At 71.5% G+C, this 26,488-nt stretch carries 26 protein-coding genes; 15 read left to right on the top strand and 11 right to left on the bottom strand.

Translation table 11 applies throughout. From position 1 onward, the window contains the following. Positions 1-147: 147 nt before the first annotated feature. Positions 148-660 carry a hypothetical protein gene (locus ACNJ93_RS09540; RefSeq protein ID WP_418956934.1) on the top strand — a complete coding sequence of 171 codons (513 nt, stop codon included), beginning with the start codon at positions 148-150 and terminating at the stop codon, positions 658-660. A gap of 108 nt (positions 661-768) precedes the next feature. Next, positions 769-1,392: a class F sortase gene (locus ACNJ93_RS09545; RefSeq protein WP_418956935.1), complete on the top strand. Its 624-nt coding sequence runs from the start codon at positions 769-771 to the stop codon at positions 1,390-1,392. Positions 1,393-1,436: 44 nt separating this feature from the next. On the opposite strand, the gene ACNJ93_RS09550 is transcribed toward ACNJ93_RS09545, so the two are convergent. After that, positions 1,437-2,219 (bottom strand): TSUP family transporter, encoded by a 783-nt coding sequence (locus ACNJ93_RS09550; protein ID WP_418956936.1) that lies wholly within the window; start codon positions 2,217-2,219, stop codon positions 1,437-1,439. Between the two features lie 131 nt (positions 2,220-2,350). On the opposite strand from ACNJ93_RS09550, the gene ACNJ93_RS09555 reads away from it, so the two are divergent. From ACNJ93_RS09555 to ACNJ93_RS09575, 5 genes are all read left to right on the top strand, one after another. Continuing rightward, on the top strand, positions 2,351-3,643 hold the full coding sequence (locus tag ACNJ93_RS09555; RefSeq protein WP_418956937.1) for an NAD(P)/FAD-dependent oxidoreductase: 1,293 nt from the start codon (positions 2,351-2,353) through the stop codon (positions 3,641-3,643). Then, positions 3,643-6,165, top strand: a complete 2,523-nt coding sequence (gene nirB, locus ACNJ93_RS09560; protein ID WP_418956938.1) for a nitrite reductase large subunit NirB — start codon at positions 3,643-3,645, stop codon at positions 6,163-6,165. Before ACNJ93_RS09555 ends, nirB begins: the two co-directional genes overlap by 1 nt. Continuing rightward, positions 6,165-6,497, top strand: a complete 333-nt coding sequence (nirD, locus tag ACNJ93_RS09565; protein ID WP_418956939.1) for a nitrite reductase small subunit NirD — start codon at positions 6,165-6,167, stop codon at positions 6,495-6,497. The genes nirB and nirD overlap by 1 nt, the downstream gene beginning before the upstream one ends. 61 nt (positions 6,498-6,558) lie before the next feature. After that, positions 6,559-7,143, top strand: coding sequence for a TetR/AcrR family transcriptional regulator (locus tag ACNJ93_RS09570; RefSeq protein WP_418956940.1), 585 nt, complete (start codon positions 6,559-6,561; stop codon positions 7,141-7,143). 78 nt (positions 7,144-7,221) lie between these two features. After that, positions 7,222-7,983 carry an SDR family NAD(P)-dependent oxidoreductase gene (locus ACNJ93_RS09575; RefSeq protein ID WP_418956941.1) on the top strand — a complete coding sequence of 254 codons (762 nt, stop codon included), beginning with the start codon at positions 7,222-7,224 and terminating at the stop codon, positions 7,981-7,983. 49 nt (positions 7,984-8,032) lie between these two features. Here ACNJ93_RS09575 and ACNJ93_RS09580 read toward each other — a convergent pair whose 3' ends face one another. After that, positions 8,033-8,443: a VOC family protein gene (locus tag ACNJ93_RS09580; protein WP_418956942.1), complete on the bottom strand. Its 411-nt coding sequence runs from the start codon at positions 8,441-8,443 to the stop codon at positions 8,033-8,035. Between the two features lie 122 nt (positions 8,444-8,565). Between ACNJ93_RS09580 and ACNJ93_RS09585 the strand changes: the two genes are divergently transcribed. Beyond that, positions 8,566-9,150, top strand: a complete 585-nt coding sequence (locus ACNJ93_RS09585; RefSeq protein WP_418956943.1) for a hypothetical protein — start codon at positions 8,566-8,568, stop codon at positions 9,148-9,150. Here ACNJ93_RS09585 and ACNJ93_RS09590 read toward each other — a convergent pair. Next, positions 9,107-10,192, bottom strand: a complete 1,086-nt coding sequence (locus ACNJ93_RS09590) for a hypothetical protein (RefSeq protein ID WP_418956944.1) — start codon at positions 10,190-10,192, stop codon at positions 9,107-9,109. The two genes, ACNJ93_RS09585 and ACNJ93_RS09590, sit on opposite strands and share 44 nt — an antisense overlap. A 193-nt stretch (positions 10,193-10,385) precedes the next feature. Between ACNJ93_RS09590 and ACNJ93_RS09595 the strand changes: the two genes are divergently transcribed. After that, positions 10,386-11,546 (top strand): alkaline phosphatase PhoX, encoded by a 1,161-nt coding sequence (locus tag ACNJ93_RS09595; RefSeq protein WP_418956945.1) that lies wholly within the window; start codon positions 10,386-10,388, stop codon positions 11,544-11,546. On the opposite strand, the gene ACNJ93_RS09600 is transcribed toward ACNJ93_RS09595, so the two are convergent. The 4 genes from ACNJ93_RS09600 to ACNJ93_RS09615 all read right to left on the bottom strand — a co-directional run bounded on the left by ACNJ93_RS09600 (position 11,516) and on the right by ACNJ93_RS09615 (position 17,580). Next, the gene (locus ACNJ93_RS09600; protein WP_418956946.1) at positions 11,516-12,538 is read right to left on the bottom strand and encodes a helix-turn-helix domain-containing protein; all 1,023 of its coding nucleotides are present in this window, start codon (positions 12,536-12,538) and stop codon (positions 11,516-11,518) included. The genes ACNJ93_RS09595 and ACNJ93_RS09600 overlap by 31 nt on opposite strands. 540 nt (positions 12,539-13,078) lie before the next feature. Beyond that, positions 13,079-15,790, bottom strand: a complete 2,712-nt coding sequence (gene ppdK, locus ACNJ93_RS09605; RefSeq protein WP_418956947.1) for a pyruvate, phosphate dikinase — start codon at positions 15,788-15,790, stop codon at positions 13,079-13,081. A gap of 376 nt (positions 15,791-16,166) precedes the next feature. Beyond that, the gene (gene dusB / locus ACNJ93_RS09610; RefSeq protein WP_418956948.1) at positions 16,167-17,306 is read right to left on the bottom strand and encodes a tRNA dihydrouridine synthase DusB; all 1,140 of its coding nucleotides are present in this window, start codon (positions 17,304-17,306) and stop codon (positions 16,167-16,169) included. Positions 17,307-17,406: 100 nt separating this feature from the next. Then, complete coding sequence (locus ACNJ93_RS09615; protein ID WP_418961355.1) at positions 17,407-17,580, bottom strand: DUF6243 family protein; 174 nt, start codon at positions 17,578-17,580, stop codon at positions 17,407-17,409. 199 nt (positions 17,581-17,779) lie between these two features. Between ACNJ93_RS09615 and ACNJ93_RS09620 the strand changes: the two genes are divergently transcribed. Together ACNJ93_RS09620 and ACNJ93_RS09625 are read left to right on the top strand one after the other, a co-directional pair. Next, on the top strand, positions 17,780-18,811 hold the full coding sequence (locus ACNJ93_RS09620; protein ID WP_418956949.1) for an aldo/keto reductase: 1,032 nt from the start codon (positions 17,780-17,782) through the stop codon (positions 18,809-18,811). 29 nt (positions 18,812-18,840) lie between these two features. After that, on the top strand, positions 18,841-19,431 hold the full coding sequence (locus tag ACNJ93_RS09625) for a TetR family transcriptional regulator (protein ID WP_418956950.1): 591 nt from the start codon (positions 18,841-18,843) through the stop codon (positions 19,429-19,431). A gap of 74 nt (positions 19,432-19,505) precedes the next feature. On the opposite strand, the gene ACNJ93_RS09630 is transcribed toward ACNJ93_RS09625, so the two are convergent. Next, positions 19,506-20,885 carry a glycine--tRNA ligase gene (locus ACNJ93_RS09630; protein WP_418956951.1) on the bottom strand — a complete coding sequence of 460 codons (1,380 nt, stop codon included), beginning with the start codon at positions 20,883-20,885 and terminating at the stop codon, positions 19,506-19,508. Between the two features lie 152 nt (positions 20,886-21,037). On the opposite strand from ACNJ93_RS09630, the gene ACNJ93_RS09635 reads away from it, so the two are divergent. Genes ACNJ93_RS09635 through ACNJ93_RS09650 form a run of 4 tightly spaced genes read left to right on the top strand, consistent with a single transcriptional unit; the run spans position 21,038 to position 24,226 of the window. Next, entirely contained in the window at positions 21,038-22,075 is a 1,038-nt protein-coding gene (locus ACNJ93_RS09635; protein ID WP_418956952.1) for a metal ABC transporter substrate-binding protein, read from the top strand. A gap of 38 nt (positions 22,076-22,113) precedes the next feature. Further along, a complete protein-coding gene (locus ACNJ93_RS09640) occupies positions 22,114-22,875 on the top strand; it encodes a metal ABC transporter ATP-binding protein (protein WP_418956953.1) in 762 nt (253 codons plus the stop codon). Between the two features lie 2 nt (positions 22,876-22,877). Continuing rightward, a complete protein-coding gene (locus tag ACNJ93_RS09645; RefSeq protein ID WP_418956954.1) occupies positions 22,878-23,768 on the top strand; it encodes a metal ABC transporter permease in 891 nt (296 codons plus the stop codon). A gap of 47 nt (positions 23,769-23,815) precedes the next feature. Further along, entirely contained in the window at positions 23,816-24,226 is a 411-nt protein-coding gene (locus ACNJ93_RS09650) for a Fur family transcriptional regulator (RefSeq protein WP_418956955.1), read from the top strand. 63 nt (positions 24,227-24,289) lie between these two features. Here ACNJ93_RS09650 and ACNJ93_RS09655 read toward each other — a convergent pair whose 3' ends face one another. Genes ACNJ93_RS09655 through recO form a run of 3 tightly spaced genes read right to left on the bottom strand, consistent with a single transcriptional unit; the run spans position 24,290 to position 26,443 of the window. Beyond that, positions 24,290-24,844 carry a YcxB family protein gene (locus ACNJ93_RS09655; protein WP_418956956.1) on the bottom strand — a complete coding sequence of 185 codons (555 nt, stop codon included), beginning with the start codon at positions 24,842-24,844 and terminating at the stop codon, positions 24,290-24,292. Continuing rightward, complete coding sequence (locus ACNJ93_RS09660; RefSeq protein ID WP_418961356.1) at positions 24,841-25,674, bottom strand: isoprenyl transferase; 834 nt, start codon at positions 25,672-25,674, stop codon at positions 24,841-24,843. Before ACNJ93_RS09660 ends, ACNJ93_RS09655 begins: the two co-directional genes overlap by 4 nt. Positions 25,675-25,693: 19 nt before the next feature. After that, positions 25,694-26,443 carry a DNA repair protein RecO gene (gene recO, locus ACNJ93_RS09665; protein ID WP_418956957.1) on the bottom strand — a complete coding sequence of 250 codons (750 nt, stop codon included), beginning with the start codon at positions 26,441-26,443 and terminating at the stop codon, positions 25,694-25,696. Positions 26,444-26,488 lie beyond the last annotated feature (45 nt).

Genomic DNA, 26,488 nt, shown 5'->3' on the forward strand with positions numbered 1-26,488 from the left:
GCCTCCCACCTGCGGCGATGCCCGGCCGACAAGCCGACACGCCGCCACGGACGGAGTGATCTGACCCTCCATCAGCAGGCGTGCGCGCCGGGCTGCGCCTTTCCTCTGATCAAGGACACCCGACCGTCGCGCGCCCCGGAGGACCCCATGCGCACCACTGCCCGCCTGCTCACCACTACCGCGCTGTCGGTCGTCGCGATCGGCGCTCTCGGCGCGCCCGTGGCGCTCGCCGGGGACGTCCAGTCGCTGGAGATCAACCCGGCCACCGCCCAGCCGGGCACGACGGTCACCGTGAACACGCTCGCCTGCGGCTCCAACGGACACGGCGTCGGCGACGCCCGCGCGCTCGGCGCCGGCGAGTTCCAGCTGCACCCGGGCACGCACAAGGAGGTCGTGGTCGGCCAGTTCACCGTCCCGCAGCACGCCCAGCCGGGCACGTACGGGATCTCGGTGGCCTGCGACAACGGCAAGACGGCCAGCGGCGACCTCGTGGTCAAGCACCACGGCGGCCAGCCGAGCGGCCACGTGAAGACCGGTGTCGGCGGCAGCATCGGCCCCGACACCGCCCAGGTCACGGCGGGCGTGGCGGTGCTGGCCGCGGCCGCCGTGGGCGGTGCCTGGTTCCTGCGCCGTCGGGCGAGCGGCGCGCAGGACGGGTGACGGACCGGCGGCAACGGCCGGTCCGGTGCACCGCCCGCCCCGCCCCCGCCGCGCGCCCTGTGGGCGACCCGGCGGGGGCGGGGCCGTACCCCTGACGAGGACGGCAGCGTGAGCAGCAGCAGAAGCAAGGGCTGGGGCATAGCGGTCGCCGCGCTGGTCGGCCTGTGGCTGATCCAGAACGGCTCCGAGGACGTCGCCCCGCCCGTCCCCACCGCCGCGCAGGCGTTCGCCGCGGGCGGCGACTTCCACACCGAGGCGGCCGCGGACCCGCTGCCGCCGTCCGAACCGGTCCGGCTGCGCATCCCGAAGATCGAGGTAAACGCCCCGGTGATGCGGCTCGGACTCGGGGAACGCGGCGCGCTGGACGTGCCGCCGGCCGCCGACCCGAACCTCGCCGGCTGGTACAAGGACGGCACCCCGCCGGGCGCGAAGGGCACCGCGCTGGTGGCCGGGCACGTCGACAACGCGCAGGGCCCCGCAGTGTTCTACGCCCTCGGCGCGCTCCAGAAGGGCCACCGCATCGAGGTCCTGCGGAAGGACGGCCGTACCGCGGTGTTCACCGTGGACGCGGTCGAGGTGTACGACAACGACGCCTTCCCGGACCGGAAGGTATACGGCGACCGGGGCCGGGCCGAACTCCGCGTCATCACCTGCGGCGGCGGCTTCGACGAGAAGTCCGGCGGCTACCAGGGCAACGTGGTCGCCTTCGCCCACCTCATCGGCGTCCGCTGACCGCCGCCGCCACGGCACGGCCCCACCGGCCCGGCCCCGCCCGCTCAGCCCCACTGGTCGAACGCCAGCTTCGCGACCAGCGAGAAGACCACGCACAGCAGCACGCCGCGGACGAACTCCGCGCCCTTGCTCAGCGCCATCCGCGCCCCGATCATCGCCCCCGCCAGGTTGAACGCGGCGAGGATCGCCGCGAGCTGCCACAGCACCGTGCCCTGGTAGGCGAACATCGCCAGCGCGCCCGCGTTGGTGCAGACGTTCACGATCTTGGCGGTGGCCGACGCGGTCACCAGATCGAGGTGGAGCACGGCGGTCAGTCCGAGCACGAGGAAGGTGCCGGTCCCGGGCCCGAACATCCCGTCGTAGAAGCCGATGCCGCCGCCGACCAGCAGGACCGCCGCGACGATCCGCGCCCGGGTGAGCGTGCGCCGCTGCTCCTCCGTGCGCGTCCCGAACGACGGCTTGAGCATCACGAACGCGGCCACCCCGACCAGCACCACCATGATCAGCGGCCGCAGCACCGCCTCGTTGATCCCGGCCGCGAAGAACGCCCCGGCCGTGGAGCCGGCGAGCGCCGCGAGGCCGACCTTCACCGCCGTGGCCACGTTCACCGGCGCCTTGCGCACGTAGGTGACCGCCGCGCCGGACGTGCCGACGATCGCCAGCGCCTTGTTCGTGCCGAGGACGTACGTGTGGTGCAGGTGGGGCAGCCCGAGCAGCAGCGCCGGCAGCATGACCAGCCCTCCTCCGCCGACCACCGCGTCGATCCAGCCGGCCAGGAGTGCGGCGGCGCAGAGCAGGACGAGCGTGGTCAGCGATATCTCAGGCATGATCGCGAGCCTATCCCCGGCACTCCGTGCCAGGACCTCACATCCGGGGGAACGCCGTACTGAGGTCAGCGTTCCGTACGGGAAACAGTCGGGATGCCGTCGGGTAACACCGGCCCCGCACTCTTCCGGGTATGAGTACACGGATCGTGGTGGTCGGGGGCGGAACGGCGGGCGCCCGGCTCGCCCAGCGCCTGCCCGTCACCCTGCTCGGCGAAGAGCCGCACGCACCGTACAACAGGGTGCTGCTCGCCGACGTCCTGGCCGGCCGGTACGCGCCCGAGGTCATCGCGCTGCCGGACGCCCGGGAACCGGTGCGGCGGGGCGTGCGGGTGGTGCGGATCGACCGGGCGGCGCGGTTCGTGGAGTGCGCGGACGGCTCCACCGTCCCGTACGACCGGCTGGTCCTGGCCACCGGCTCGAACCCGGTGCTGCCGCCGCTGCGGGGCCTGCGCGGTTCGCGGCTGCCCGCCGGTGTCCACCCGTTCCGGACCCTCGACGACTGCCTGGAGCTGCGCGGGCTCGTACGGCCGGGGGTGCGCGCGGTGGTGATCGGCGGCGGTCTGCTGGGCGTCTCCGCGGCGCGGGCCCTCGCGGCACGCGGTGCCGAGGTGATGCTGGCCCAGCAGGGCGAGCGGCTGATGGAGCGCCAGCTCGACGCGCAGGCGTCGGCGCTGCTCCAGGAGCACGTGGAGTCGCTCGGCGTCGAGGTGCACACCGAGTGCCGGGTCAGCGGGCTGCGGCAGCGGGACGGCGCGGTCACGGCGGTCGAGCTGGCGAACGGCTTCGTGCTGGACGCGCAGGTCGTCGTCCTGGCCTGCGGGGTCCGGCCGCGCGTCGGTCTGGCGCGGGAGGCGGGGCTCGACGTCCGCACGGGCGTCGTCGTCGACGACGAGCTGCGGACCTCGGACCCGTACATCCACGCGATCGGCGACTGCGCGGAGCACGACGGCCGGGTGTACGGGCTGGCCGGGCCCGCGCTGGATCAGGCGGATGTGCTGGCGGACGTGCTGGGTGGAGGCGCCGCCCTGGCGGGCACCGCACCGCAGGGAGGGGAGGCACCCGCGACGGTGCCGTCCGTTGTGCCCACCCGTTCCGCCCCGGCGGAACGACTGCCCACGACTCGAACGGCTCCTCGCTACACCGGCACCCGCGCGCTGACCCGCCTGACTCTCTCCGGGCCCGACGGGCTCGATCTCGCCGCGTTCGGCGAGGCGACCGCGCTGCCCGGCGACGACGTCGTGCAGCTCACGGACGCCACCCGGCGGGCCTACCGGAAGGTCGTCGTGCGCGGCGACCGCCTCGTCGGCGGCGTCCTCGTCGGCGATCTCGCCTCGGTCGGCACGCTCGCCCGGGCCTGGGAGGGCGACGAGGCCCTGCCCGACGCTCCCCTGCTCCACCTGCTCACCCATGACGGAGGCTCCTGATGTCGCACACCCCCACCATCGTCCTGGTCGGCCACGGAATGGTCGGCCAGCGGTTCCTGGAGGCGCTCGCGGACCGGGGCGTCACGGAGCAGGCCCGGGTCGTCGTGCTCTGCGAGGAGCCCCGGCCGGCCTACGACCGCGTCCAGCTGACCTCGTACTTCTCCGGGAAAACGCCGGACGACCTGTCCATGGTCGAGCCCGGCTTCATCGAGAAGCACGGCATCGAGCTGTACGTCGGCGACCCGGCGGAGACCGTCGACCGGGAGGCCCGCACGGTCACCGCCCGCTCCGGGCAGGTGTTCGCGTACGACACGCTGGTGCTGGCCACCGGCTCGTACCCCTTCGTGCCGCCCGTGCCCGGCAAGGACGCCCTCGGCTGCTTCGTCTACCGGACCATCGAGGACCTGCTCGCCATCGAGGAGTACGCGAAGACCTCCACGACCGGCGCGGTCGTCGGCGGCGGTCTGCTCGGCCTGGAGGCGGCGGGCGCGCTCAAGGGCCTCGGACTGGACACGCACATCGTGGAGTTCGCCCCGCGCCTGATGCCGGTGCAGGTCGACGAGGGCGGCGGCGCGGCGCTGCTGCGCACCATCGAGCAGATGGGTCTGACCGTCCACACCGGGACCGGCACCCAGGAGGTCGTGACCGAGGACGGCCGGGTCACCGGCATGAAGCTGTCGGACGGCTCCGAACTCGCCACGGACATGGTGGTGTTCTCCGCCGGTGTCCGCCCCCGCGACCAGCTGGCCCGCGACTGCGGCCTGGACGTGGGCGAGCGCGGCGGCATCGCCGTCGACGCGCACTGCCGCACCTCCGACCCCGCCGTCTTCGCGATCGGCGAGTGCGCGCTGGCCTCGGACGGCCGGGTGTACGGCCTGGTCGCGCCCGGCTACGAGATGGCGCAGACGGCCGCGGCGGCCATCGCGGACGAGGCCCAGGACGGCTTCACCGGCGCGGACCTGTCCACCAAGCTGAAGCTGCTCGGCGTGGACGTGGCCTCCTTCGGCGACGCGCACGGCACCGCCGAGGGCTGCCTCGACGTGGTCTACTCCGACTCCCGCTCCGGTGTCTACAAGAAGCTCGTGGTCGACTCCGACGGCGTGCTGCTCGGCGGCGTCCTGGTCGGCGACGCGGAGGCGTACGGGCTGCTGCGCCCGCTGACCGGTTCGGTGCCGCCGGTCTCGCCCGAGCAGCTGGTGCTGCCGGCGGGCGCCGGCGCGCCGGTCGCGCTGGGCCCGTCCGCGCTGCCGGACGACGCGGTGATCTGCTCCTGCCACAACGTGACCAAGCACGCGATCAGCCAGTGCGCCACGCTGCCCGAGGTGAAGAAGTGCACCAAGGCCGGCACCGGCTGCGGCGGCTGCGTGAAGGTGATCGAGAAGCTGCTCCCGGCGGCGACCGACAAAGGGCTCTGTGCCTGCTTCTCCTACACCCGCAGCGAGCTCTACGAGATCACCCGTACCCTGCGCCTGACCTCGTTCGCCGCGCTGCTCGACTCGCACGGCCGGGAGGAGGCCCGGGGCGGCGAGGGCTGCGAGATCTGCAAGCCGACCGTCGCCTCGATCCTGTCCAGCCTCAACAACGGCTACATCCTGGACGGCGAGCAGGCCGCCCTGCAGGACACCAACGACCACCACCTGGCCAACCTGCAGCGCAACGGCTCGTACTCGGTCGTGCCGCGCATCCCGGGCGGTGAGATCACCCCGGAGAAGCTGATCGTGATCGGCGAGGTGGCCCGCGACTTCGGGCTCTACACGAAGATCACCGGCGGCCAGCGGATCGACATGTTCGGCGCCCGGGTGGACCAGCTGCCGGCGATCTGGACCCGCCTGGTCGACGCGGGCTTCGAGTCGGGGCACGCGTACGGCAAGTCGCTGCGCACGGTGAAGTCCTGCGTGGGGCAGACCTGGTGCCGGTACGGCGTGCAGGACTCGGTGAAGATGGCGATCCAGCTGGAGCTGCGCTACCGGGGCCTGCGCTCGCCGCACAAGCTCAAGTCGGCGGTCTCCGGCTGCACCCGCGAATGCGCGGAGGCGCAGTCGAAGGACTTCGGCGTCATCGCGACGGCGAGCGGCTGGAACCTGTACGTGGGCGGCAACGGCGGCGCGATCCCGCGCCACGCGGACCTGCTGGCGCAGGACCTGTCGGACGCCGAACTGGTGCGGCTGATCGACCGGTTCCTGATGTTCTACATCCGCACCGCCGACCGCCTGGAGCGCACCTCGACCTGGCTGGAGCGGCTGGAGGGCGGCCTGGACCACCTGCGCGACGTGGTGGTGCACGACTCGCTGGGCCTGTGCGACGAGCTGGAGGCGCTGATGGCGGCGCACGTCGCGGACTACCAGGACGAGTGGGCGCAGACCCTCGACGACCCGGAGCGGCTGCGCCGGTTCGTCTCCTTCGTCAACGCCCCGGACCAGCCGGACCCGTCGGTGCGGTTCGTGCCGGAGCGCGACCAGATCAAGCCGGACCTGACGGTCCTGACCCTCGGGAACACCCGCCTGGAAGGAGTCTCTGCCTGATGAAGATCGAACTCTCCCCCGACACCGCCGGCGACGCGTGGATGCCGGTCTGCGAGACCTCCCGGCTGACGCCGGGCCGGGGCGTGGCGGCGCTGCTGCCGGACGGCCGGCAGGCGGCGCTGTTCGTGGACCGCGCGGGACGGGCGTACGCGATCGAGAACCGCGACCCGTTCACCGGGGCGCAGGTGCTGTCCCGGGGGCTGCTCGGCTCGGCGGGCGGGCGGCCGTTCGTCGCCTCCCCGCTGCTGAAGCAGCGCTTCGACCTGGAGACCGGGAAGTGCCTGGACGACGACGAGGTGTCGGTGACGGTCTACCCGGTGCGCACGGTCTGATCGACCACGGCCCAACTCGGTTTACTTGACCGGTCGTTCCAGAACGACGTAGGTTGAAGGCGTGGCCAGGACCAAGGAATTCGATCCGGACGCCGCGCTCCAGGCAGCACTCGAACTGTTCTGGAGGCGCGGCTACGAGGCGACGACGATGTCGGACCTCGTGGAGCATCTCGGGATCGGCCGCGCCAGCATCTACGCCACCTTCGGCAACAAGCAGGAGCTCTACCTCAAGGCACTGGACCACTACACCCGGTCCACCGGCCCGGCCCTAACCGCCGAGCTGGCCGAGCCGGAGAGCGGGCTCGACGCCGTACGGCAGGTGGTGCGGCGGTTCGCCGCCGAGGCGGGCTCGGACGAGGTCCGGTTCGCCGGCTGCTTCGTCACCAACACGGCGGCCGAACTCGGACCGCACGACGAGGTGCTGGCCCGGCGGGTGGAGCGGAGCTGGGAGCACCTCGAGACCCTGCTCCACGCGGCCCTGGTCCGGGCCCGCGCCCAGGGCGAACTGCCCGCCGACCGCGATCCGCGGGCACTGGCCCGGATGCTGGGCGTGATGCTGCAGGGCATCCGCCTGGTCGGCAAGGCGTCGAGCGATCCGGCGCGGGTCCGCGACGCGGCGGAACAGGCCCTGGCACTGCTCGACTGATCACGGAGAAGGCGCTTCGCGGCGCCTTTCCTTCTGCCCTCATTCTGGAACGTACAGTCAAGAAACGGGAGTCGTCACATGTCCGCACGCTTCACCGGCCGCACCGCCCTCGTCACCGGCGCCGGCACCGGCCTCGGCCGCGCCATCGCGCTGGCCCTCGCCGCCGAGGGCGCCCGGGTCGTGGTCTCCGGGCGCACCGCCGCGACCCTGGAGGAGACGGTGGGCCGGATCGAGGCGGCCGGGGGCACGGCCCTCGCCGTCACCGCCGACGTGTCCCGCCCCGAGGACACCGCGGAACTGGTCCGCCGGACCGTGGAGGGCTTCGGCGGCCTGGACGTCGCCGTCAACAACGCCGGGATCTTCCGCGGCGGCGCCCCGACGGCGGACTTCCCGCTCGACGACTGGCAGGCGCTGCTCGACACCAACGTCACCGGCGTCCTGAACTCGCTGAAGGCGGAGATCGCCCACATGCGGGGCAACGGGGGCGGCGCGATCGTCAACGTGGCCTCGAACCTCGGCGCCCATGTCCGGTTCCCCGGCCTCGTCGGCTACCAGGTGTCCAAGGCCGCCGTGGCCGCCCTGACCCGCGCCGCCGCGCTCGACCACATCGGCGACGGCATCCGGATCAACGCCGTCAGCCCCGGCGCGGCGGAGTCCTCGATGTCGCTGCTGCCGGGCGAGACCGAGGCCGAGCGGGACGTCCGGATGAAGTCCGAGTCCCCGCTGGGCCGGATCGCGTCGGGCGCGGAGGTCGCGGCGGCCGTGCTGTACCTGGCCTCCGACGACGCCGGCTCGGTCGTCGGCACGGATCTGGTGGTCGACGGAGGCGTCTCGGCCTGAGGCTCCTGGGGCTCTGCGGGCCCCGGAGCCTCCCGGGCCCTCCTGCGGCTCAGCCCTCGATGACGGCCGGGTCCATCCACATGACCTCCCAGTGGTGGCCGTCGAGGTCCGTGAAGGAGCGGCCGTACATCGTGCCGTAGTCCATGGGCTCCTTCGCGTCCGTGGCGCCGGCGGCCATCGCCCCGTCCACCAGCTCGTCGACCTTCTCGCGGCTCTCGGCGCTCAGGGCGATCAGCACCTCGGTCGTCCGCGACGCGTCGGCGATCTCCTTGCCGGGCTTGGTGAACTCCTTGAACTTCGCCTCGGTCAGCAGCATCGCGACGATTGTGTCGCTGATGACCATGGCGGCGGCGGTCTCGTCGGTGAACTGCGGGTTGAAGGAGTAGCCGACCTTGTTCCAGAAGGCCTTCGACGCGTCGAGGTCCTTGACCGGCAGGTTCACGAAGATCATCTGAGTCATGGCGCTGTCTCTCTCGCTTCTCGCTCGGTGTCACGCTGTCGAAGGGGTAGACGGAGCGGCCGCGCGGAACTCATCGGCCCGCCGGAGAAAAGTTCCGCCGGCCAGGCCCTAGCCTCGGATCCATGAGTCCCGCAGGCAGGAAGATCACCGAGAAGCTGTCGGACGAGGCCCTGGCCGACGCCACCGGGAAGGGCTGGGCCGAGTGGTTCGCCCTGCTCGACGCCTGGGGCGCGGCCGGGCAGGGCCACACGGCGATCGCCCGCCACCTGGTGGAGGCGCACGGCGTGAACGGCTGGCACGCCCAGTCGATCACGGTCGGCTACGAGCAGGAACGCGGGCTGCGCGCGGTCGGCCAGTCGTCGGGGGGCGGCTGGCAGGCGAGCGTCAGCAAGACCGTGGCGGCCCCGGCCGAGCGCTGCACCGCGGCCTTCGCCGACGAGGAGCTGCGCCGCCGCTGGCTCCCCGAGGGCGGGCTGGAGGTGCGCACGCACCGTCCGGGGAAGTCGCTGACGGCGGACTGGGGCGGCGGGGCCGGCCGTATCGCGGTCCACCTCACCCCGAAGGGCGAGGCGCGGACGCAGATCGGCCTGGGCCACACCAAGCTCCCGGACGCGGCCGCGGTGGCCGCGTCCAAGGAGTTCTGGCGCGAGCGGCTGACCGCCCTCAAGACGCTGCTGGAGTCGGAGCCTCCAGGCTCCACCGGCTGAGGGTCTCGCTCTTCTCGTCGTACGTGAGCCAGGTGCCGTCGCCGAGCGGCAGCGGGAAGACGTCGACCGGGCCGTCCGGGTACGCGACGGTGCCGCGTGTCTCCAGGGTGCGCGCGTCCAGGAGCCAGTGCCGGGGCACGCCGTGCTCCTCGTCGTACTCCACCGTGGAGGCGATCACGGTGTCCGCGTCGACGAAGCCGCAGTACCAGTCCCAGTTCGGCGCGTCCTCCTCCTCGTCGTCCTCGTCCGCCGCCGGCGGCTCGCCCTCGGCGAGCACCGTCCCGTCGAGGGCGTGCAGCCGTATGTCGTCCCCGTAGTGCTCGATCGTCAGGAAGCCCTCGTGCTCGGGGTGGACGTCCATCAGGATGCGGTCGAGGTTCTCGTTGAGGTCCCAGCTCGTCAGCTTCTCGCCGTCCCAGCGAGCCCAGTGCAGCTCGATGCCGTCCTGGCCCATTCCGATCCCGAGACCCATGTGGACCCCGTCGGGGTGCGAGAGCTGGTGCGAGCCCGAGGTCACGCTCTCCAGCGGCAGCCGGGCCAGCTCACGGCCGTCCCGGGCGTCGAGGACCACCCACAGCTCGTCGTACTCCGTGTCCGGGTCGACGACGTGCGCCCAGACGTACCGCCCGTCGTCCGACACCCGGCAGGAGCCGTGCTCGCTGCCCCGGCAGACCTGCTGCTCGTCACCGGTGTGCGGGTGCCCGATCTCCTGGTCCCAGCAGCCGTGCCGGTACTCCCACAGGGTGCGGCCGTCGCGGCCCACCGCGCGCACCGCCCGCTGCCCGGAGAACACGGCGAACGAGGCGTCCGGGCTCACCGAGTGGACGCCCCAGTCCCAGCCGGGCCAGGGGAACGGGAAGACGGCGAGCGGAGCCCGCTCCCCGGCGAAGACCGCCTCCAGGTCGAAGACCTCCAGGGCGTCGCCGTTCTTCAGCAGGGCCCGGCGGGTGCCGTCGGCCCGGCGTTCGCAGGCGAAGCCGTTGACCAGTGCGCCGGCGCCCGGCAGCCGTACCGAGTCGCGCAGTTGTGCGGGGATCGTCATGCCCCGAAGGTAGCGACCGCCACCGACATCGCCGTACGGGCTCCGGACGCGCGCTCGCACGGACCGGGAACCGACGCTTCCTTTTCACCGCTTGTTGCTGCACCGTCAACTCCGTACTCCTAGTTTCCGGAAGCGCGCGACCCCCGCCGCCCGCCCGGGCGACGGGGCGGCCACCACCCCCAGGAGTGAAGACGTGGAGCGACGCAGTTTCCTGCGCGGCGCGGTCATCGGCACCTCGGCCGCGGCCTTCGGCGGCACGCTGATGCGCGGCGCGGCCTACGCGGCGCCGGCGCAGCCCGGCGCCGGCCCGTACGGGGCCCTCGGCGCGGCGGACGCCAACGGCATCCAACTGCCCAGCGGATTCACCAGCCGGGTCGTCGCCCGGTCCGGCCAGGCCGTGCCCGGCACGTCCTACATCTGGCACAACGCCCCCGACGGCGGCGCCTGCTTCGCCGACGGCACGGGCTGGATCTACGTGTCCAACTCGGAGATCTCCTCGACCGGCGGCGCGAGCGCGATCAAGTTCAACTCGTCCGGCTCGGTCACCTCCGCGTACCGCATCCTGTCCAACACCAACCGCAACTGCGCGGGCGGCGCGACCCCGTGGAACACGTGGCTCTCCTGCGAGGAGGTGGACACCGGCTACGTCTACGAGACCGACCCGTGGGGCGTGAACGCCGCCGTCCGCCGCGCCGCGATGGGGCGCTTCAACCACGAGGCGGCTGCGGCCGACCCGGTCCGCCGGGTGATCTACCTGACCGAGGACAAGTCGGACGGCAAGTTCTACCGCTTCATCCCGTCCACCTGGGGCAACCTCTCCTCCGGCACCCTCCAGGTCCTGAAGGCCGGCACGGCCACCTCGGGCTCCTTCACCTGGGCCAACGTCCCCGACCCGGACGGCTCCCCCACCGCCACCCGCTACCAGGTCTCCGGCGCCAAGGTCTTCAACGGCGGCGAGGGCTGCCACTACGCCAACGACACCGTCTGGTTCACCACCAAGGGCGACAACCGGGTCTGGCAGCTCAACCTGGCCTCCAGCACCTACGAACTCGCCTACGACGACTCGCTGGTGGCCGGCGGCGGCGCCCCGCTCACCGGCGTGGACAACGTCACCGGCTCGTCCTCCGGCGATCTGTTCATCGCCGAGGACGGGGGCAACATGGAGATCTGCATCATCACGCCGGACGACGTCGTCGCCCCGTTCCTGCGGATCAACGGCCAGTCCTCGTCCGAGATCTGCGGACCGGCCTTCTCCCCCGACGGCCGGCGGCTGTACTTCTCCAGCCAGCGCGGCACCACGGGCAGCTCCTCCGGCGGCATCACCTACGAGGTGACTGGCCCGTTCCGCGCGTAGGACACCGCGCCCCGCCGGACGTCGCCCAACAGGGCGGCGCCCAGCGGGGTCAGCGTGTGCAGCACCGCGTTGCCGTGCCGGAGCGTGGAGACCAGGCCGGCCTCGCGGAGCACCCCGGCATGCTGGCTCGCCGAGGCGAGGGAGACCCCCGCCCGGCGGGCCAGTTCGCTTGTCGTGCTGCCGTCGCCGACGGCGCGCAGCACCTCGGAGCGGGTCTGGCCGACCAGTTTGGCGAGGGACGGGCCGCCGGGCCGGCTCACGGCCGGCGACTCGCAGTGGGTGACCGGGTAGACCAGCACCGGCGGCAGCGTGGGGTCGCGCAGCACGACCGCGGTGCCGCGGCAGAAGTACGAGGGCTGGAGCAGCAGTCCGCGGCCGTCGAGGCGGACGTCGCGGTCCACCGGGTAGTCGGCCTCCAGGACCGGCGCGCGCCAGCGCAGCATCGGCGGCAGGCTCGCGAGCAGTTCGTCGGCGCCGCCGTCGAGCACGGCCCGGCCGCGTATCGCGCGGTCGGCGTCGACGCGCGCCTGCACGCGGAGCCAGTACGGCGCGATGGCGGCCCGGTGGTAGCCGCGCAGGGCGTCCACGAGGCGGCCGAGCGACTCGGGGCGGCCCTCGGCGAGTCCGGCGAGGGCGCCGGGCAGCGAGCCGTCGGTGCGGCCGGCGCGGGTGGCGCCGAGCAGCGCCAGCTCGGAGCGGAGCCGCTCCGTGGGGGTGGCGCGCAGCGCCTGGAGGCCCTCGTCGAGGCCGTGGACGCCCTCGGGGGGCGTCAGGAAGTCGGGGAAATATCCGCGTGCGGGCACCAGCGCGGCCAGCAGGCGTGTTTCACTGTTCAACCGCTTCCGGGTGGTCGTCCGCCATTCCCGGTAGACGGTGGAACCGCGCCGGTCTCTCAATCGGTGAAAGCTGAGAATGGTTTCCCACAGAACATCCGGCCGGGCGGCCATCCGGACCCCGGCGAGGTCGTCCCCGGTGAAATGAATACGCAGCATGGAACCCACCCCTGTGCACTCGCAATCGCCCCCCGCGACGAGTATGCATGTCATCACAGGACGTTACCAGGGCCTTTAAGCCACAGTTGAAACGCATCGCGGGCAACCGGCCGGAAACGAAAGGCTGTGCGTGTCGGGCAGGAAACCTTCAGGACCGAGGGGCGCTCCGAAGACCGTGGGGGGCTTCGCGCGTCCGGCGGCGGTCGGCGAAGGTTGCGGCTCACTTGCCCGGCACGGGTAATGGGCGCGGCCCCCGGGTGGGGATCCAGGGGCCGCGCCCCGCCTTCCCTTTGCGGGACGAATGGCGGAAACCCATCAAAGCCTTCCTGCTCCGCGCTTACTCCGGAGTTCAACAGGTCAGAATTCAACCGGCCGCGACCGAACATGAGGCGACATTTCCGCAACGGGAGAAAAACGACGGTGCGGACACCTCCGCACAAGGTGTCCGCACCGTTCTCCTGCTGGACCGGAGCCACCGCCCATCGGTTTGAGGGTCGGGGACGAGCGGCGGCTCCGGGGTCTGTGTTACTGAATGGCCGATCAGCGGCTGTCGGAGCCGGCCGAGCCGGCCGCCGCACGGCCCGCCTCCAGGCGCGCCACCGGGATCCGGAACGGCGAGCAGGAGACGTAGTCGAGGCCCACCTCGTGGAAGAAGTGCACCGACTCCGGGTCGCCGCCGTGCTCGCCGCAGACGCCGAGCTTGATGTCCGGGCGGGTGGCCCGGCCGGCCTCGACCGCGCTGCGGACGAGGGCGCCCACGCCGTCCTTGTCGATGGTCTCGAAGGGGCTGACGCCGAAGATGCCCTTCTCCAGGTACGCGGTGAAGAAGCTGGCCTCCACGTCGTCCCGGGAGAAGCCCCACACCGTCTGGGTGAGGTCGTTGGTGCCGAAGGAGAAGAACTCGGCGGCCTCGGCGATCTGACCGGCGGTCACCGCGGCGCGCGGCAGCTCGATCATGGTGCCGAGCGCGAGCTTGAGCTCGACGCCGGTCTGCGCCGACACCTCGGCGATGACCTGCTCGGCGTCCTCGCGGACGATCTCCAGCTCCTGGACGGTGCCGACGAGCGGGATCATGATCTCGGCGCGCGGGTCGCCCTTCGCGTCGATCCGCTCGGCCGCGGCCTCGGCGATCGCCCGGACCTGCATGGTGAACAGGCCGGGGATGACCAGGCCGAGGCGGACGCCGCGCAGACCCAGCATCGGGTTCTGCTCGTGCAGCCGGTGCACGGCCTGGAGCAGGCGCAGGTCGTTCTCGTGCGGCTCCTTGCGGGCCTCGGCGAGCGCGACCCGCACCGACAGCTCGGTGATGTCCGGCAGGAACTCGTGCAGCGGCGGGTCGAGCAGACGGACCGTGACGGGCAGGCCGTCCATGGCCTCGAAGAGCTCGACGAAGTCCTTCTTCTGCAGCGGCAGCAGGGCCTTCAGGGCCTCCGCGCGCTCCTCGTCGGTGTCGGCGAGGATCAGCTTCTCGACCATCTCGCGGCGCTCGCCGAGGAACATGTGCTCGGTGCGGCACAGGCCGATGCCCTGGGCGCCGAACCGGCGGGCGCGCGCGGCGTCCTCGGCGTTGTCGGCGTTGGCCCGTACGCGCAGCCGGCGTACCCGGTCCGCGTACGCCATGATCCGGTGCACGGCCTGGACCAGCTCGTCGGCGTCGTCCGCGCCGGCGTGCATGCGGCCCTCGAAGTACTCGACGACCGGGGACGGCACGACGGGCACCTCGCCGACGTACACCTTGCCGGTGGAGCCGTCGATGGAGACGACGTCGCCCTCCTCGATCACCACGCCGGAGGCGGTGGTCATCCGGCGGCGCTTGGTGTCGACCTCGAGCTCCTCGGCGCCGCAGACACAGGTCTTGCCCATGCCGCGGGCGACGACGGCGGCGTGCGAGGTCTTGCCGCCGCGCGAGGTCAGGATGCCCTCGGCGGCGATCATGCCGTCCAGGTCGTCCGGGTTGGTCTCGCGGCGGATCAGGATGACCTTCTCGCCGGAACGGGACCACTTGACGGCCGTGTAGGAGTCGAAGACGGCCTTGCCGACGGCCGCGCCCGGGGAGGCGGCGATGCCGCGGCCGATCTGCTCGACCTTCGCGTTCTCGTCGAACTTCGGGAACATCAGCTGGGCGAGCTGCGCGCCGGTGACGCGCTGCAGCGCCTCGGCCTCGTCGATCAGGCCCTGGTCCACGAGCTGGGTGGCGATGCGGAAGGCGGCGCCGGCGGTGCGCTTGCCGACGCGGGTCTGCAGCATCCACAGCTGGCCGCGCTCGATGGTGAACTCGATGTCGCAGAGATCCTTGTAGTGGGTCTCCAGCGTCTCCATGATCTCCATGAGCTGGTCGTACGACTTCTTGTCGATCGACTCGAGCTCGGCGAGCGGCACGGTGTTGCGGATGCCGGCCACGACGTCCTCGCCCTGCGCGTTCTGCAGGTAGTCGCCGTAGACGCCCTGGTGCCCGGAGGCGGGGTCGCGGGTGAAGGCGACGCCGGTGCCGGAGTCCGGGCCGAGGTTGCCGAAGACCATGGAGCAGACGTTGACCGCGGTGCCCAGGTCGTGCGGGATGCGCTCCTGGCGGCGGTACAGCTTCGCACGGTCGCCGTTCCAGGAGTCGAAGACGGCCTTGATGGCGAGATCCATCTGCTCGCGCGGGTCCTGCGGGAAGTCGCGGCCGGTGGCGTCCTTGACGATCGCCTTGAACTGCTCGACCAGCTTCTTCAGGTCGGCGGCGTCCAGGTCGGTGTCGCTGGCGGCGTTCTTCGCGGCCTTGGCCTCGTCGAGGGCCTCCTCGAAGAGCTCGCCGTCGACGCCGAGGACGGTCTTGCCGAACATCTGGATCAGGCGGCGGTACGAGTCCCAGGCGAACCGCTCGTTGTCGGCCTGGGCGGCCAGACCTGCGACGGAGTCGTCGGACAGGCCGATGTTGAGGACCGTGTCCATCATGCCGGGCATGGAGAACTTGGCGCCGGAACGCACCGAGACGAGGAGCGGGTTGTCGGCCTGGCCGAGCTTCTTGCCCATCTTCTGCTCAAGGGCGTCGAGGTGCGCGCTGACCTCGTCGCGGAGCTCGGCCGGCTCGGAGCCGGACTCGAGGTAGACCTTGCAGGCCTCGGTGGTGATCGTGAAGCCGGGGGGAACCGGCAGGCCGAGGTTGGTCATCTCGGCCAGGTTCGCGCCCTTGCCGCCGAGGAGGTCCTTCAGGTCCCTGTTGCCCTCGGTGAAGTCGTACACGAACTTCTGATCTTTGTTTTCCGACACGGGTCTCGACTCCTCGAGGACTCGGTGGCTGCCCTGACGGCGAGGAACATACCCAGATCGAAGGCGTCTGGGTACGTACGCCTGCCCGTCATGAGGCCTTAACCACCCGTCCGCCACCAGATCCAATGTTTCCGGCGGGTAGCCGACCGCTTCAACCGTCGAAGGCTGCTTGACCCGATGGAGAGAATAGTCGCTCATATGAGCGGCATTCGGAGCACTTGCGTTCAACTCTTGAACGCAAACGGGTGGCACTCAGTGCCACCCGTTTGGAGAAGTGCAGCCATTCGAAACTGCTCATCTGAGCACAACCCCGATCAGGGGTGGCGAGAATCACGCCCTCCGAGCTGATGGATTCTCGCCATGCGGACCGGCATTCTCAGCCTCCGGAGGTGTCCAGCTCCGCGTCGGAGCCGACCACGGCGGAGCAGTCGTACGGGTCCTTCAGCCAGCCGTCGGGCAGCACCACGCGGTTGTTGCCCGAGGTACGGCCGCGCGGCCCGTCGGCGCCCGCCGGCCACGGCTGGTCCAGGTCCAGCTCGCTCAGGTGAGCGCGCAGCTCGTCCAGGGACGAGGAGACGGCGAGCTTCTTGCGCATCTCGGAGCCGACCGCGAAGCCCTTGAGGTACCAGGCGACGTGCTTGCGGAAGTCGATGACACCCCGTGTCTCGTCGCCGATCCACTCGCCGAGCAGCGTGGCGTGCCGGACCATGACGTCCGCGACCTGGCGCAGCCCCGGCGTCGCGTAGGCCCCGGTGTCCTCGAAGCCCGCCACCAGGTCGCCGAAGAGCCAGGGCCGGCCCAGACAGCCGCGGCCCACCACGACGCCGTCGCAGCCGGTCTCGCGCATCATCCGCAGCGCGTCGTCGGCGGACCAGATGTCGCCGTTGCCGAGCACCGGGATCTCCGGGACGTGCTCCTTCAGGCGCGCGATGGCGTCCCAGTCCGCGGTGCCGCCGTAGTGCTGTGCGGCCGTGCGGCCGTGCAGCGCGATGGCGGTCACGCCCTCCTCGACGGCGATCCGGCCCGCGTCCAGGTACGTGATGTGGTCGTCGTCGATGCCCTTGCGCATCTTCATGGTGACCGGCAGGTCGCCGGCGTTGCCGACGGCCTCGTGCAGGATCGCGCGCAGCAGCGGCCGCTTGAACGGCAGCGCGGAGCCGCCGCCCTTGCGGGTCACCTTGGGGACCGGGCAGCCGAAGTTCAGGTCGATGTGGTCGGCGAGGTCCTCGTCGACGATCATCCGCACCGCCTTGCCGACGGTGACCGGGTCGACGCCGTACAGCTGGATGGACCGCGGCTTCTCGGTCTCGTCGAAGTGGATCAGCTGCATGGTCTTCTCGTTGCGCTCGACCAGCGCCCGCGTCGTGATCATCTCGCTCACGAACAGCCCCTTGCCGCCGGAGAACTCCCGGCAGAGGGTGCGGAAGGGGGCATTGGTGATGCCGGCCATCGGGGCGAGCACCACCGGGGGCTGCACGATGTGCGGCCCGATGGCGAGGGGAGAGAACGCGGTCATCCAGCCATTGTCACCCATGTGCCGCATGCCCGGGCGGCCGGCGGAGACGACGGTGCCCCGGGTCACTGGGTGACCCGGGGCACCTTCCTGCCGACGCGTCCTACGACTCGTCGCCCTGCGTGCGCTCGCGCATCTTCTTCAGCAGCTCCTGCTTCTGGTCCGCGGCCGCCTTGCGGTCGGCGGCGCGGCCCTGACCGGCGCCGTGCTGTTCGGCACGGGACAGCTTCTTGCGCTGTCCGCCGACGCCGAGGAGGTTGTTCCGGCCCTTGGCCATGGGTTCTCCCATCAGTGGGACGTGATCGGGTCTTGTCCGGCGTCAGGCGGGCTTGTCCGGCCCGCCGCGCTCTCACGCGTAGATCTGGAAGAACGAAGACATGCCGAGGACGCTACCGGGCCGCGAGCGCGAGGGCACCTCAAATTCGATGCGACTGACAAACATTGAAATCTGTCAGTCGTCATGCCATAGTCGTTCTATGAACACCACCACGACCACCACCGCCCTCCCCACCCGCGCCCTCGGCGCCACCGGTCCCCGGGTCTCCGCCCTCGGCCTCGGCTGCATGGGCATGTCCGCGCTCTACGGCGAGGCGGACCGCGCCGAGTCGATCGCGACCGTCCACGCGGCGCTCGACGCCGGCGTGACCCTGCTCGACACCGGCGACTTCTACGGGATGGGCCACAACGAGCTCCTCATCAACGAGGCCCTGCGCACCGCGCCCGCCGAGGCCCGGGAGAAGGCGCTGACCAGCGTGAAGTTCGGGGCCCTGCGCACCGTCGAGGGCGGCTTCACCGGGTACGACGGCCGCCCGGCCGCGGTGAAGAACTTCGCGGCGTACTCGCTTCAGCGCCTGGGCACGGACCACATCGACGTCTACCGCATCGCCCGGGTCGACCCGGACGTGCCGATCGAGGAGACCGTCGGCGCGATCGCCGAGCTGGTCGAGGCCGGCCATGTGCGGCACATCGGCCTGTCGGAGGTGGGCGCGGACACGCTGCGCCGTGCCGCGGCGGTCGCCCCGATCGCCGATCTGCAGATCGAGTACTCGCTGATCTCCCGCGGCATCGAGGACCGGATCCTGCCGGCCGCCCGCGAGCTGGGCATCGGCGTCACCGCGTACGGGGTGCTCTCGCGCGGGCTGATCAGCGGGCACTTCACCCGCGACCGCTCCCTGGCCCCCGGCGACTTCCGCGGCATGAGCCCGCGCTTCCAGGGCGAGAACCTCGGCCGGAACCTGGACCTGGTGGACCGGCTCCGGGTGATCGCCGACGCGAAGGGCGTCTCGGTCGCGCAGCTCGCCATCGCCTGGGCGCTGAGCCGCGGCGAGGACATCGTGCCGCTGGTCGGCGCGCGCCGCCGGGACCGGCTGGCGGAGGCCCTCGGCGCGCTGGACGTGACCCTGGACGCGGCCGACCTGGCGGCGATCGAGGAGGCCGTGCCGGCGGGCGCGGCGGCCGGCGCCCGCTACCCGGAGGCGCAGATGGCTCACCTGGACAGCGAACACTGAGCCCGTGCGCTGACAGGTACTGTCATTCCATGGCCGGTACCGAGACCCTGACCGCGGAACGCATCCTCGAAGCCACCGAGGAGGTGCTGCGCCGCTACGGCCCCGCCAAGGCGACCGTCGTGGACGTGGCCCGGGTGCTCGGCGTCAGCCACGGCAGCGTGTACCGCCACTTCCGCACCAAGGCGGCCCTGCGCGAGGCCGTGACCGAGCGCTGGCTCTCGGGCACCCTCGCCCACCTCCTGCCGTACGTCGAGGGCGCGGCCCCCGCAGACGCACGTCTCCGGGAGTGGCTGGCCGCCCTCTTCCGGTTCAAGCGCAGCAAGGCCGGCGGCGACCCTGAGCTGATGGCCACGTTCCAGGTGCTCATCAGCGAGAACAGCGCGGTCGTCGACCGCCATGAGCAGCACCTCGTCGACCAGATCGCCCGCATCCTGGCGGACGGTCACCGCGACGGCGTCTTCGCCGCCCCGGAGCCGGACCTCGCGACGACGGCCCGCGCGGTCTTCCACGCCACCGACCGCTTCCACAATCCGGCGCACCGCGCCGAGTGGTCCGCCCCGGACGCCGAGGCCGCGTTCGACGCGGTGGTCGCCCTCGTCCTGAGCGGCCTGCGCCCCTGACCGGCCGCCCTTCGAGCACGGGAAAGCCCCCGGTTCCGCGAGAGGAACCGGGGGCTTCGTCGACCCTGGGCGGGTCAGCAGCCGATGAGGCGGGCGGCGAGGTAGCCCTGGATCTGGTCCAGGGAGACGCGCTCCTGCTTCATGGTGTCGCGCTCGCGCACGGTCACCGCGTTGTCGTCGAGGGTGTCGAAGTCGACGGTGACGCAGAACGGGGTGCCGATCTCGTCCTGGCGGCGGTAGCGGCGGCCGATGGCGCCGGCGTCGTCGAACTCGATGTTCCAGTTCTGCCGCAGGTCCGCCGCGAGGCCCTTGGCCTTCGGGGAGAGGTTCTCGTTGCGGGACAGCGGCAGGACCGCGACCTTGACCGGCGCGAGGCGGGGGTCGAGGCGCAGCACGGTGCGCTTCTCCATGACGCCCTTGGCGTTCGGGGCCTCGTCCTCGTTGTACGCGTCGAGCAGGAAGGCCAGCATGGTGCGGCCGACGCCGGCGGCGGGCTCGATGACGTACGGCACGAAGCGCTCGCCGTCCTGGTCCAGATAGGTCAGGTTGGCGCCGGAGGCCTTGGCGTGCGCGTTCAGGTCGTAGTCGGTGCGGTTGGCCACGCCCTCCAGCTCGCCCCACTCGCTGCCGCCGAACTGGAAGCGGTACTCGATGTCGGCGGTGCGCTTCGAGTAGTGGGAGAGCTTCTCCTTCGGGTGCTCGAACCAGCGCATGTTCTCCTCACGGAGACCCAGGCCCGTGTACCAGTTCCAGCGCTGCTCCATCCAGTACTCGTGCCACGTCTCGTCCTCGCCCGGCTTGCAGAAGAACTCCATCTCCATCTGCTCGAACTCGCGGGTGCGGAAGATGAAGTTGCCCGGAGTGATCTCGTTCCGGAAGGACTTGCCCATCTGCGCGATGCCGAACGGCACCTTCTTGCGCGAGGTCGTCTGCACCTGGGCGAAGTTGGTGAAGATGCCCTGCGCGGTCTCGGGACGCAGGTACGCGACGGAGCCGGTGTCCTGGGTCGGGCCGAGGTGGGTGGAGAGCAGGCCGGAGAACTGCTTCGGCTCGGTGAAGGTGCCCTTGTTGCCGCAGTTGGGGCAGTTGAGGTCGGCGAGGCCGTTCGCGGGAAGGCGGCCGTGCTTCTCCTCGTACGCCTCCTCCAGGTGGTCCGCGCGGTAGCGCTTGTGGCAGGAGGTGCACTCGGTCAGCGGGTCGGTGAAGGTGGCGACGTGACCGGAGGCCTCCCAGACCTCGGTGGCCAGGATCACGGACGAGTCGATGCCGACGACGTCCTCGCGCGAGGTGACCATGTAGCGCCACCAGTGACGCTTGATGTTCTCCTTGAGCTCGACACCCAGCGGACCGTAGTCCCAGGCGGCCTTCTGGCCGCCGTAGATCTCGCTGCAGGGGTAGACGAAGCCACGGCGCTTGCTCAGGCTGACGATGGTGTCGATCTTGTCGGCGGCCACGGTGCTCTCTTCACTACAAGGTGGGCGGGCGAATGCCTCAGGGTAGCGGCGGGCGCACCCCCTGGATCAAATCGGAGGGGGGTCCGGAGGGGTCGGAGTGTGCTCAGCTGCTTTGTTGACAATCGTTTCCAAATTTGTTGAAAATGACTGTCATGAACGTACGCCGCCTCATACCCTCCACCGCCCTCGCCGGAGCCGTCGCGCTCGGCCTCGTCTCCCTCTCCGCCTGCAGCGGCACCTCCGACGCCGCCGACAAGGCCGGCGCCGGCAAGCTGGACGTGGTGGCGTCGTTCTACCCGATGCAGTTCCTCGCCGAGCGCATCGGCGGGAACAACGTCTCCGTCCAGACGCTGACCGAGCCCGGCACCGAGCCGCACGACCTGGAGCTCAAGCCCCGGCAGATCGCCGAGCTCGGCGACGCCGACGTCATCCTCTTCCTCAAGGGCGTGCAGCCCGCCGTCGACAAGGCCATCGAGCAGGCCGGCGTGAAGCACACCGTCGACGCGGCCACCCTGACCAAGCTGGAGGACCACGGCTCCTCCGAGGACCACGACCACGCCGGCGAGTCCACCGAGGAGCACGCGGGCCACGCGGACGAGTCCAAGGACGAGCACGCCGACGAGCCCAAGGGCGAGCACGCCGACGAGCACGGCCACGAGTCCGAGGCCGGCGGCGACCCGCACATCTGGCTCGACCCCGTGAAGTACGCCGAGGTCGCCAAGGGCGTCGGCGCGGCCCTGAAGAAGGCCGACCCGGCCCACGCCGCCGACTACCAGAAGAACACCGACGCGCTGGTGAAGCAGCTCGGCGAGCTGGACACCGCCTTCGAACAGGGTCTGAAGAACACCGCCACCCGCACCTTCATCACCACCCACTCCGCCTTCGGCTACCTCGCCGAGCGCTACAAGCTCGACCAGGAGGGCATCCAGGGCCTCGACCCCGAGTCCGAGCCCAGCCCCGCCCGGATCAAGGAGCTCCAGGCCACGGCGAAGGAGGAGAAGGTCACCACCGTCTTCTTCGAGACCCTCGCCAGCGACAAGACGGCGAAGACCCTCGCGAAGGACACCGGCCTCAAGACCGACGTCCTGGACCCGCTGGAGGGAATCACCGACCGGTCCAAGGGCGATGACTACATGGAGGTCATGCAGGCCAACCTCACCGCGCTGAAGAAGGCCCTCGGCGCGAAGTGAGCCGCACCACCAGCGACGCAGAGCAGGAGGCAGCAGCCATGAGCGCGCCCGTCATATCCGTCCGAGGAGCCACCGCCGCCCTCGGCGCGCGCCCCGTCCTGCGCGGCGTCGACCTCACCGTCGGGCGGGGCGAGGTCGTCGCCCTGCTCGGCGCGAACGGCTCGGGCAAGTCCACCGCCGTCCGCTCGGTCATCGGCCAGGTGCCGCTGACCGGCGGCAGCGTCGAGCTGTTCGGCACCGATCTGCGCCGGTTCCGCGACTGGGCCCGCGTCGGCTACGTGCCCCAGCGCACCACCGCCGCGAGCGGCGTCCCGGCCACCATCCGCGAGGTCGTCTCCTCGGGCCGCCTGTCCCGCCGGAAGCTCGGCTTCTTCGGCAGGGCCGACAAGGCCGCCGTCGAGCGGGCGATCGACCTCGTCGGTCTCGCCGACCGCGCCAAGGACTCCGTCGCCGCCCTCTCCGGCGGCCAGCACCAGCGCGTGCTGATCGCCCGCGCCCTGGCCGCCGAACCCGAGCTGCTGATCATGGACGAGCCGATGGCCGGCGTCGACCTGGCCAGCCAGGAGGTCCTCGCCGCCACCCTGCGCGAGCAGGTCGCCCGCGGCGCGTCCGTCCTGCTGGTCCTGCACGAACTCGGCCCGCTGGAGCCCCTGATCGACCGCGCCGTCGTCCTGCGCGACGGCTGCGTCGTCCACGACGGCCCGCCCCCGAAGGCCGTCGGCCAGCACGCGCTGCCCGGCCACGACCACGTACACCCCCACGCGGCCGACGAGCCGCTCCGCACGGGACTGCTGACCTGATCATGGAAATCCTCGAGCACGACTTCATGCAGCGGGCGCTGCTCGCGGCCGTCCTGGTCGGCATCACCGCACCCGCCGTCGGCATCTTCCTCGTCCAGCGCCGCCAGGCGCTCATGGGCGACGGCATCGGCCACGTCGCACTGACCGGCGTCGGCCTCGGCTTCCTCATGTCGACCAGCCCCGTGTGGACGGCCACCCTCGTCTCCGTGGCCGGCGCGGTCGTCATGGAGCTGATCCGGGCGTACGGCCGCACCCGCGGCGACATCGCCCTCTCCCTGCTCTTCTACGGCGGCATGGCCGGCGGCGTCGTGCTGATGGACCTCGCCGACGGTTCCAACGCCAGCCTGCTGTCGTACCTGTTCGGCTCGCTGTCGACGGTCTCCGACGAGGACGTCCTCGCGATCGCGCTGCTCGCCGGCTTCGTGGTCCTCGTCACCCTGGGCCTGCGCCGGCAGCTCTTCGCGGTCAGCCAGGACGAGGAGTTCGCCCGGGTCACCGGCCTGCCGGTGCGCTTCCTCAACCTGCTGATCGCGGTCACCGCCGCGATCACCGTGACCGTGGCCATGCGGGTCGTCGGCCTGCTGCTCGTCAGCGCGCTGATGGTGGTGCCGGTCGCCGCGGCCCAGCAGCTGTCCCGGTCCTTCCGGGCGACCTTCGTGCTCGCCGTCGTGATCGGCACCGGCGTCACCCTCGCCGGCACGGTCACCACGTACTACCAGGACGTCTCCCCCGGCGCGACGATCGTGCTGTACGCGCTCGGCGCGTTCGTCGTCACCACGGCCCTCGCCGCGCCGCTGGCCCGCCGCCGGGCGAGGGCCGCCGCCAGGGCCGCCGCGGAGTGCGACGTGGCCGTCCCGGGCACGCGCCGGTCGGCGGACGACGTCACGGTCTGAGCCGCCTGGCAGAATGGCAGCGGCATTCGACTTGTGAGGAGGCACCTGTGGCGACGGCAGGACCCCCCGTCCGCGGCCGGTCGACCCGGCAGCGGGCCGCCGTCTCGGCGGCGCTGAACGAGGTGGACGAGTTCCGCAGCGCGCAGGAGCTGCACGACATGCTCAAGCACCGCGGCGACTCGGTCGGCCTGACCACGGTCTACCGCACGCTGCAGTCCCTCGCCGAGGCGGGCGAGGTGGACGTGCTGCGCACCAGCGACGGCGAGGCCGTCTACCGCCGCTGCTCGTCCGACGAGCACCACCACCACCTGGTCTGCCGCGTCTGCGGCAAGGCCGTCGAGGTGGAGGGCCCGGCGGTGGAGCAGTGGGCGGAGACGATCGCGGCCCAGCACGGCTACGTCAACGTGGCGCACACCGTCGAGATCTTCGGCACGTGCGCGGAGTGCGCGGCGAAGTAGCCCGTACGTACGTGAAGGGGCCCGCACCGGAAGCGTCCGGTGCGGGCCCCTTCGTACGTCCGCTCAGCGCCCGGCGCGCCGCGAGCGCCGCTCCAGGATCGCGCGCAGCCGGTCCGCGTCCCCCGGGGCCAGCCCGCGCTTGGGCAGGGCGACGACGCCGACCCCGTACTTGTCCGGCGACATCAGGACGAAGAGGTCGTCGGTCTCCGTGTACCGGCCCAGCAGCGGCCAGCGGCACGTCATGTCGAGGTCCCGCGCCGACAGGGTGACCCCGGTCACGTCGTCCACGACGGTCCGGAACTCGCCCTGGGAGGCGTACATCTGGTGCACCTGCTTGCCCTGCGACTTCGGCACCAGCACCACCAGGCTCAGCAGGAACACGAACACGAAGGTGCACACGAGGATCGACGCGTAGGCGGGGCGGCCGCCCGGCCCGTCGAAGCTGATGACGAGCGCGTACAGCACGAACGCCGCGGTGATCAGCAGCACCGCGTTCTGGAGCCGCCCCGCGGGCGTCGCCTTCGTCCGCGCCTTGATGGCGCCCACCGCGTCCGCGAGCACCGGCTCGTAGGCCAGCTCGACCCGGTCGCGTATCTCCGTTCCCCCCGCCCCGGTCATGCCCGCTCGGCCTTCTCCATGACCGCGACGTCCGCCGGGTCCACCGACCCGAAGCGGCGGTCGCGGGAGGCGTACTCGACGCAGGCGCGCCACAGGTCGCGCCGGTCGAAGTCCGGCCACAGCACGTCCTGGAAGATCATCTCGGCGTAGCTGCTCTGCCAGATCAGGTAGTTGGAGGTGCGCTGCTCGCCGCTGGGCCGCAGGAACAGGTCCACGTCCGGCATGTCCGGGTAGTACAGGTACTTCTGGAAGGTCTTCTCGTTGACCTTCGACGGGTCGAGCCGTCCGGCCGCCACGTCCTCCGCGATCTTCTTCGCCGCGTCCGCGACCTCGGCGCGGCCGCCGTAGTTCACGCAGAAGTACAGCGTCATCGCGTCGTTGTCCTTGGTCTGCTCCTGCGCGACCTGGAGCTCCTGGACGACCGACTTCCACATCTTCGGCATCCGGCCGACCCAGCGGATCCGGATGCCCAGCTCGTCCATCTCGTCGCGGCGGCGGCGGATGACGTCCCGGTTGAAGTTCATCAGGAAGCGGACCTCCTCCGGGGAGCGCTTCCAGTTCTCCGTGGAGAAGGCGTAGAGGGAGAGGTTCTTCACGCCGAGCTCCAGGCAGCCCTTGAGCACGTCCAGCACGACGCCCTCGCCGACCTTGTGGCCCTCGGTGCGCGGCAGCCCGCGCTCCTTCGCCCAGCGCCCGTTGCCGTCCATCACACAGGCCACGTGGTTCGGTACCAGCTCCCCGGGGAGCTTCGGCGGGCGCGCGCCGGACGGGTGCGGCTCGGGGACCTTGTACTCCCGGCGCTGCCGTCCGAGGATGCCGCGTCGTGCGATGGCCATGACGTTGGATCTCCTAGCTTTTCTCTACGTACCGCAGGGAACGCAGTCCGCGCTCCAGGTGCCAGTGCAGATAGGCGGACACGAGCCCGCTGCCCTCCCTGACGTGACGCGGCTCGCACGCGTCCGCCGTCGCCCAGTCGCCGGTGAGCAGCGCGCTCAGCAGGCCGATGGCCTCCGCAGAGGGTACGACGCTGCCGGGCACCCTGCAGTCGCCGCAGACGACTCCGCCGGCCGCGACCGAGAAGAAGCGGTTCGGTCCGTGGATGCCGCACTTCGCGCAGTCGGCGAAGCTGGGCGCGTAGCCGTTGACGGCGAGCGAGCGCAGCAGGAAGGCGTCGAGGATGAGATGCGGCGCGTGCTCGCCGTTGGCGAGCGTCCGCAGCCCCCCGACGAGCAGAAGGTACTGCTGGACCGCCGGCTCGCCCTCGTTCTCGGTGAACCGCTCGGCGGTCTCCAGCATGGCCGTGCCGGCGGTGTAGCGGGCGTAGTCGGTGACGATCCCGCTGCCGTACGCCGCGATCGTCTCGCTCTGCGTGCACAGCGGCAGCCCCCGGCCGACGAGGTCGCTGCCGCGCGCGAAGAACTGCACGTCCACGTGCGAGAACGGCTCCAGCCGGGCCCCGAACTTCGACTTGGTGCGCCGCACCCCCCGCGCCACGGCGCGTACGCGGCCGTGACCGCGCGTGAGGAGGGTGATGATCCGGTCCGCCTCACCCAGCTTCTGGGTGCGCAGCACGATGCCGTCGTCGCGGAACAGACTCATGGCCCCATTGTCCCGTACGCCGACGGGGCCCCGGGCCGGAAGGGC

Origin of the sequence: Streptomyces tritici, assembly GCF_048500665.1 — a bacterium.
Classification (GTDB): Bacteria; Actinomycetota; Actinomycetes; order Streptomycetales; family Streptomycetaceae; genus Streptomyces; species Streptomyces tritici.

Coding starts and splice junctions, on each gene's coding strand:
- ACNJ93_RS09540 (WP_418956934.1), top strand. CDS start 148: ATGCGCACCACTGCCCGCCTGCTCACCACTACCGCGCTGTCGGTCGTC.
- ACNJ93_RS09550 (WP_418956936.1), bottom strand. CDS start 2,219: ATGCCTGAGATATCGCTGACCACGCTCGTCCTGCTCTGCGCCGCCGCA.
- ACNJ93_RS09555 (WP_418956937.1), top strand. CDS start 2,351: ATGAGTACACGGATCGTGGTGGTCGGGGGCGGAACGGCGGGCGCCCGG.
- nirB (WP_418956938.1), top strand. CDS start 3,643: ATGTCGCACACCCCCACCATCGTCCTGGTCGGCCACGGAATGGTCGGC.
- nirD (WP_418956939.1), top strand. CDS start 6,165: ATGAAGATCGAACTCTCCCCCGACACCGCCGGCGACGCGTGGATGCCG.
- ACNJ93_RS09575 (WP_418956941.1), top strand. CDS start 7,222: ATGTCCGCACGCTTCACCGGCCGCACCGCCCTCGTCACCGGCGCCGGC.
- ACNJ93_RS09580 (WP_418956942.1), bottom strand. CDS start 8,443: ATGACTCAGATGATCTTCGTGAACCTGCCGGTCAAGGACCTCGACGCG.
- ACNJ93_RS09585 (WP_418956943.1), top strand. CDS start 8,566: ATGAGTCCCGCAGGCAGGAAGATCACCGAGAAGCTGTCGGACGAGGCC.
- ACNJ93_RS09590 (WP_418956944.1), bottom strand. CDS start 10,192: ATGACGATCCCCGCACAACTGCGCGACTCGGTACGGCTGCCGGGCGCC.
- ACNJ93_RS09600 (WP_418956946.1), bottom strand. CDS start 12,538: ATGCTGCGTATTCATTTCACCGGGGACGACCTCGCCGGGGTCCGGATG.
- dusB (WP_418956948.1), bottom strand. CDS start 17,306: ATGACCGCGTTCTCTCCCCTCGCCATCGGGCCGCACATCGTGCAGCCC.
- ACNJ93_RS09615 (WP_418961355.1), bottom strand. CDS start 17,580: ATGGCCAAGGGCCGGAACAACCTCCTCGGCGTCGGCGGACAGCGCAAG.
- ACNJ93_RS09620 (WP_418956949.1), top strand. CDS start 17,780: ATGAACACCACCACGACCACCACCGCCCTCCCCACCCGCGCCCTCGGC.
- ACNJ93_RS09625 (WP_418956950.1), top strand. CDS start 18,841: ATGGCCGGTACCGAGACCCTGACCGCGGAACGCATCCTCGAAGCCACC.
- ACNJ93_RS09635 (WP_418956952.1), top strand. CDS start 21,038: ATGAACGTACGCCGCCTCATACCCTCCACCGCCCTCGCCGGAGCCGTC.
- ACNJ93_RS09640 (WP_418956953.1), top strand. CDS start 22,114: ATGAGCGCGCCCGTCATATCCGTCCGAGGAGCCACCGCCGCCCTCGGC.
- ACNJ93_RS09645 (WP_418956954.1), top strand. CDS start 22,878: ATGGAAATCCTCGAGCACGACTTCATGCAGCGGGCGCTGCTCGCGGCC.
- ACNJ93_RS09655 (WP_418956956.1), bottom strand. CDS start 24,844: ATGACCGGGGCGGGGGGAACGGAGATACGCGACCGGGTCGAGCTGGCC.
- recO (WP_418956957.1), bottom strand. CDS start 26,443: ATGAGTCTGTTCCGCGACGACGGCATCGTGCTGCGCACCCAGAAGCTG.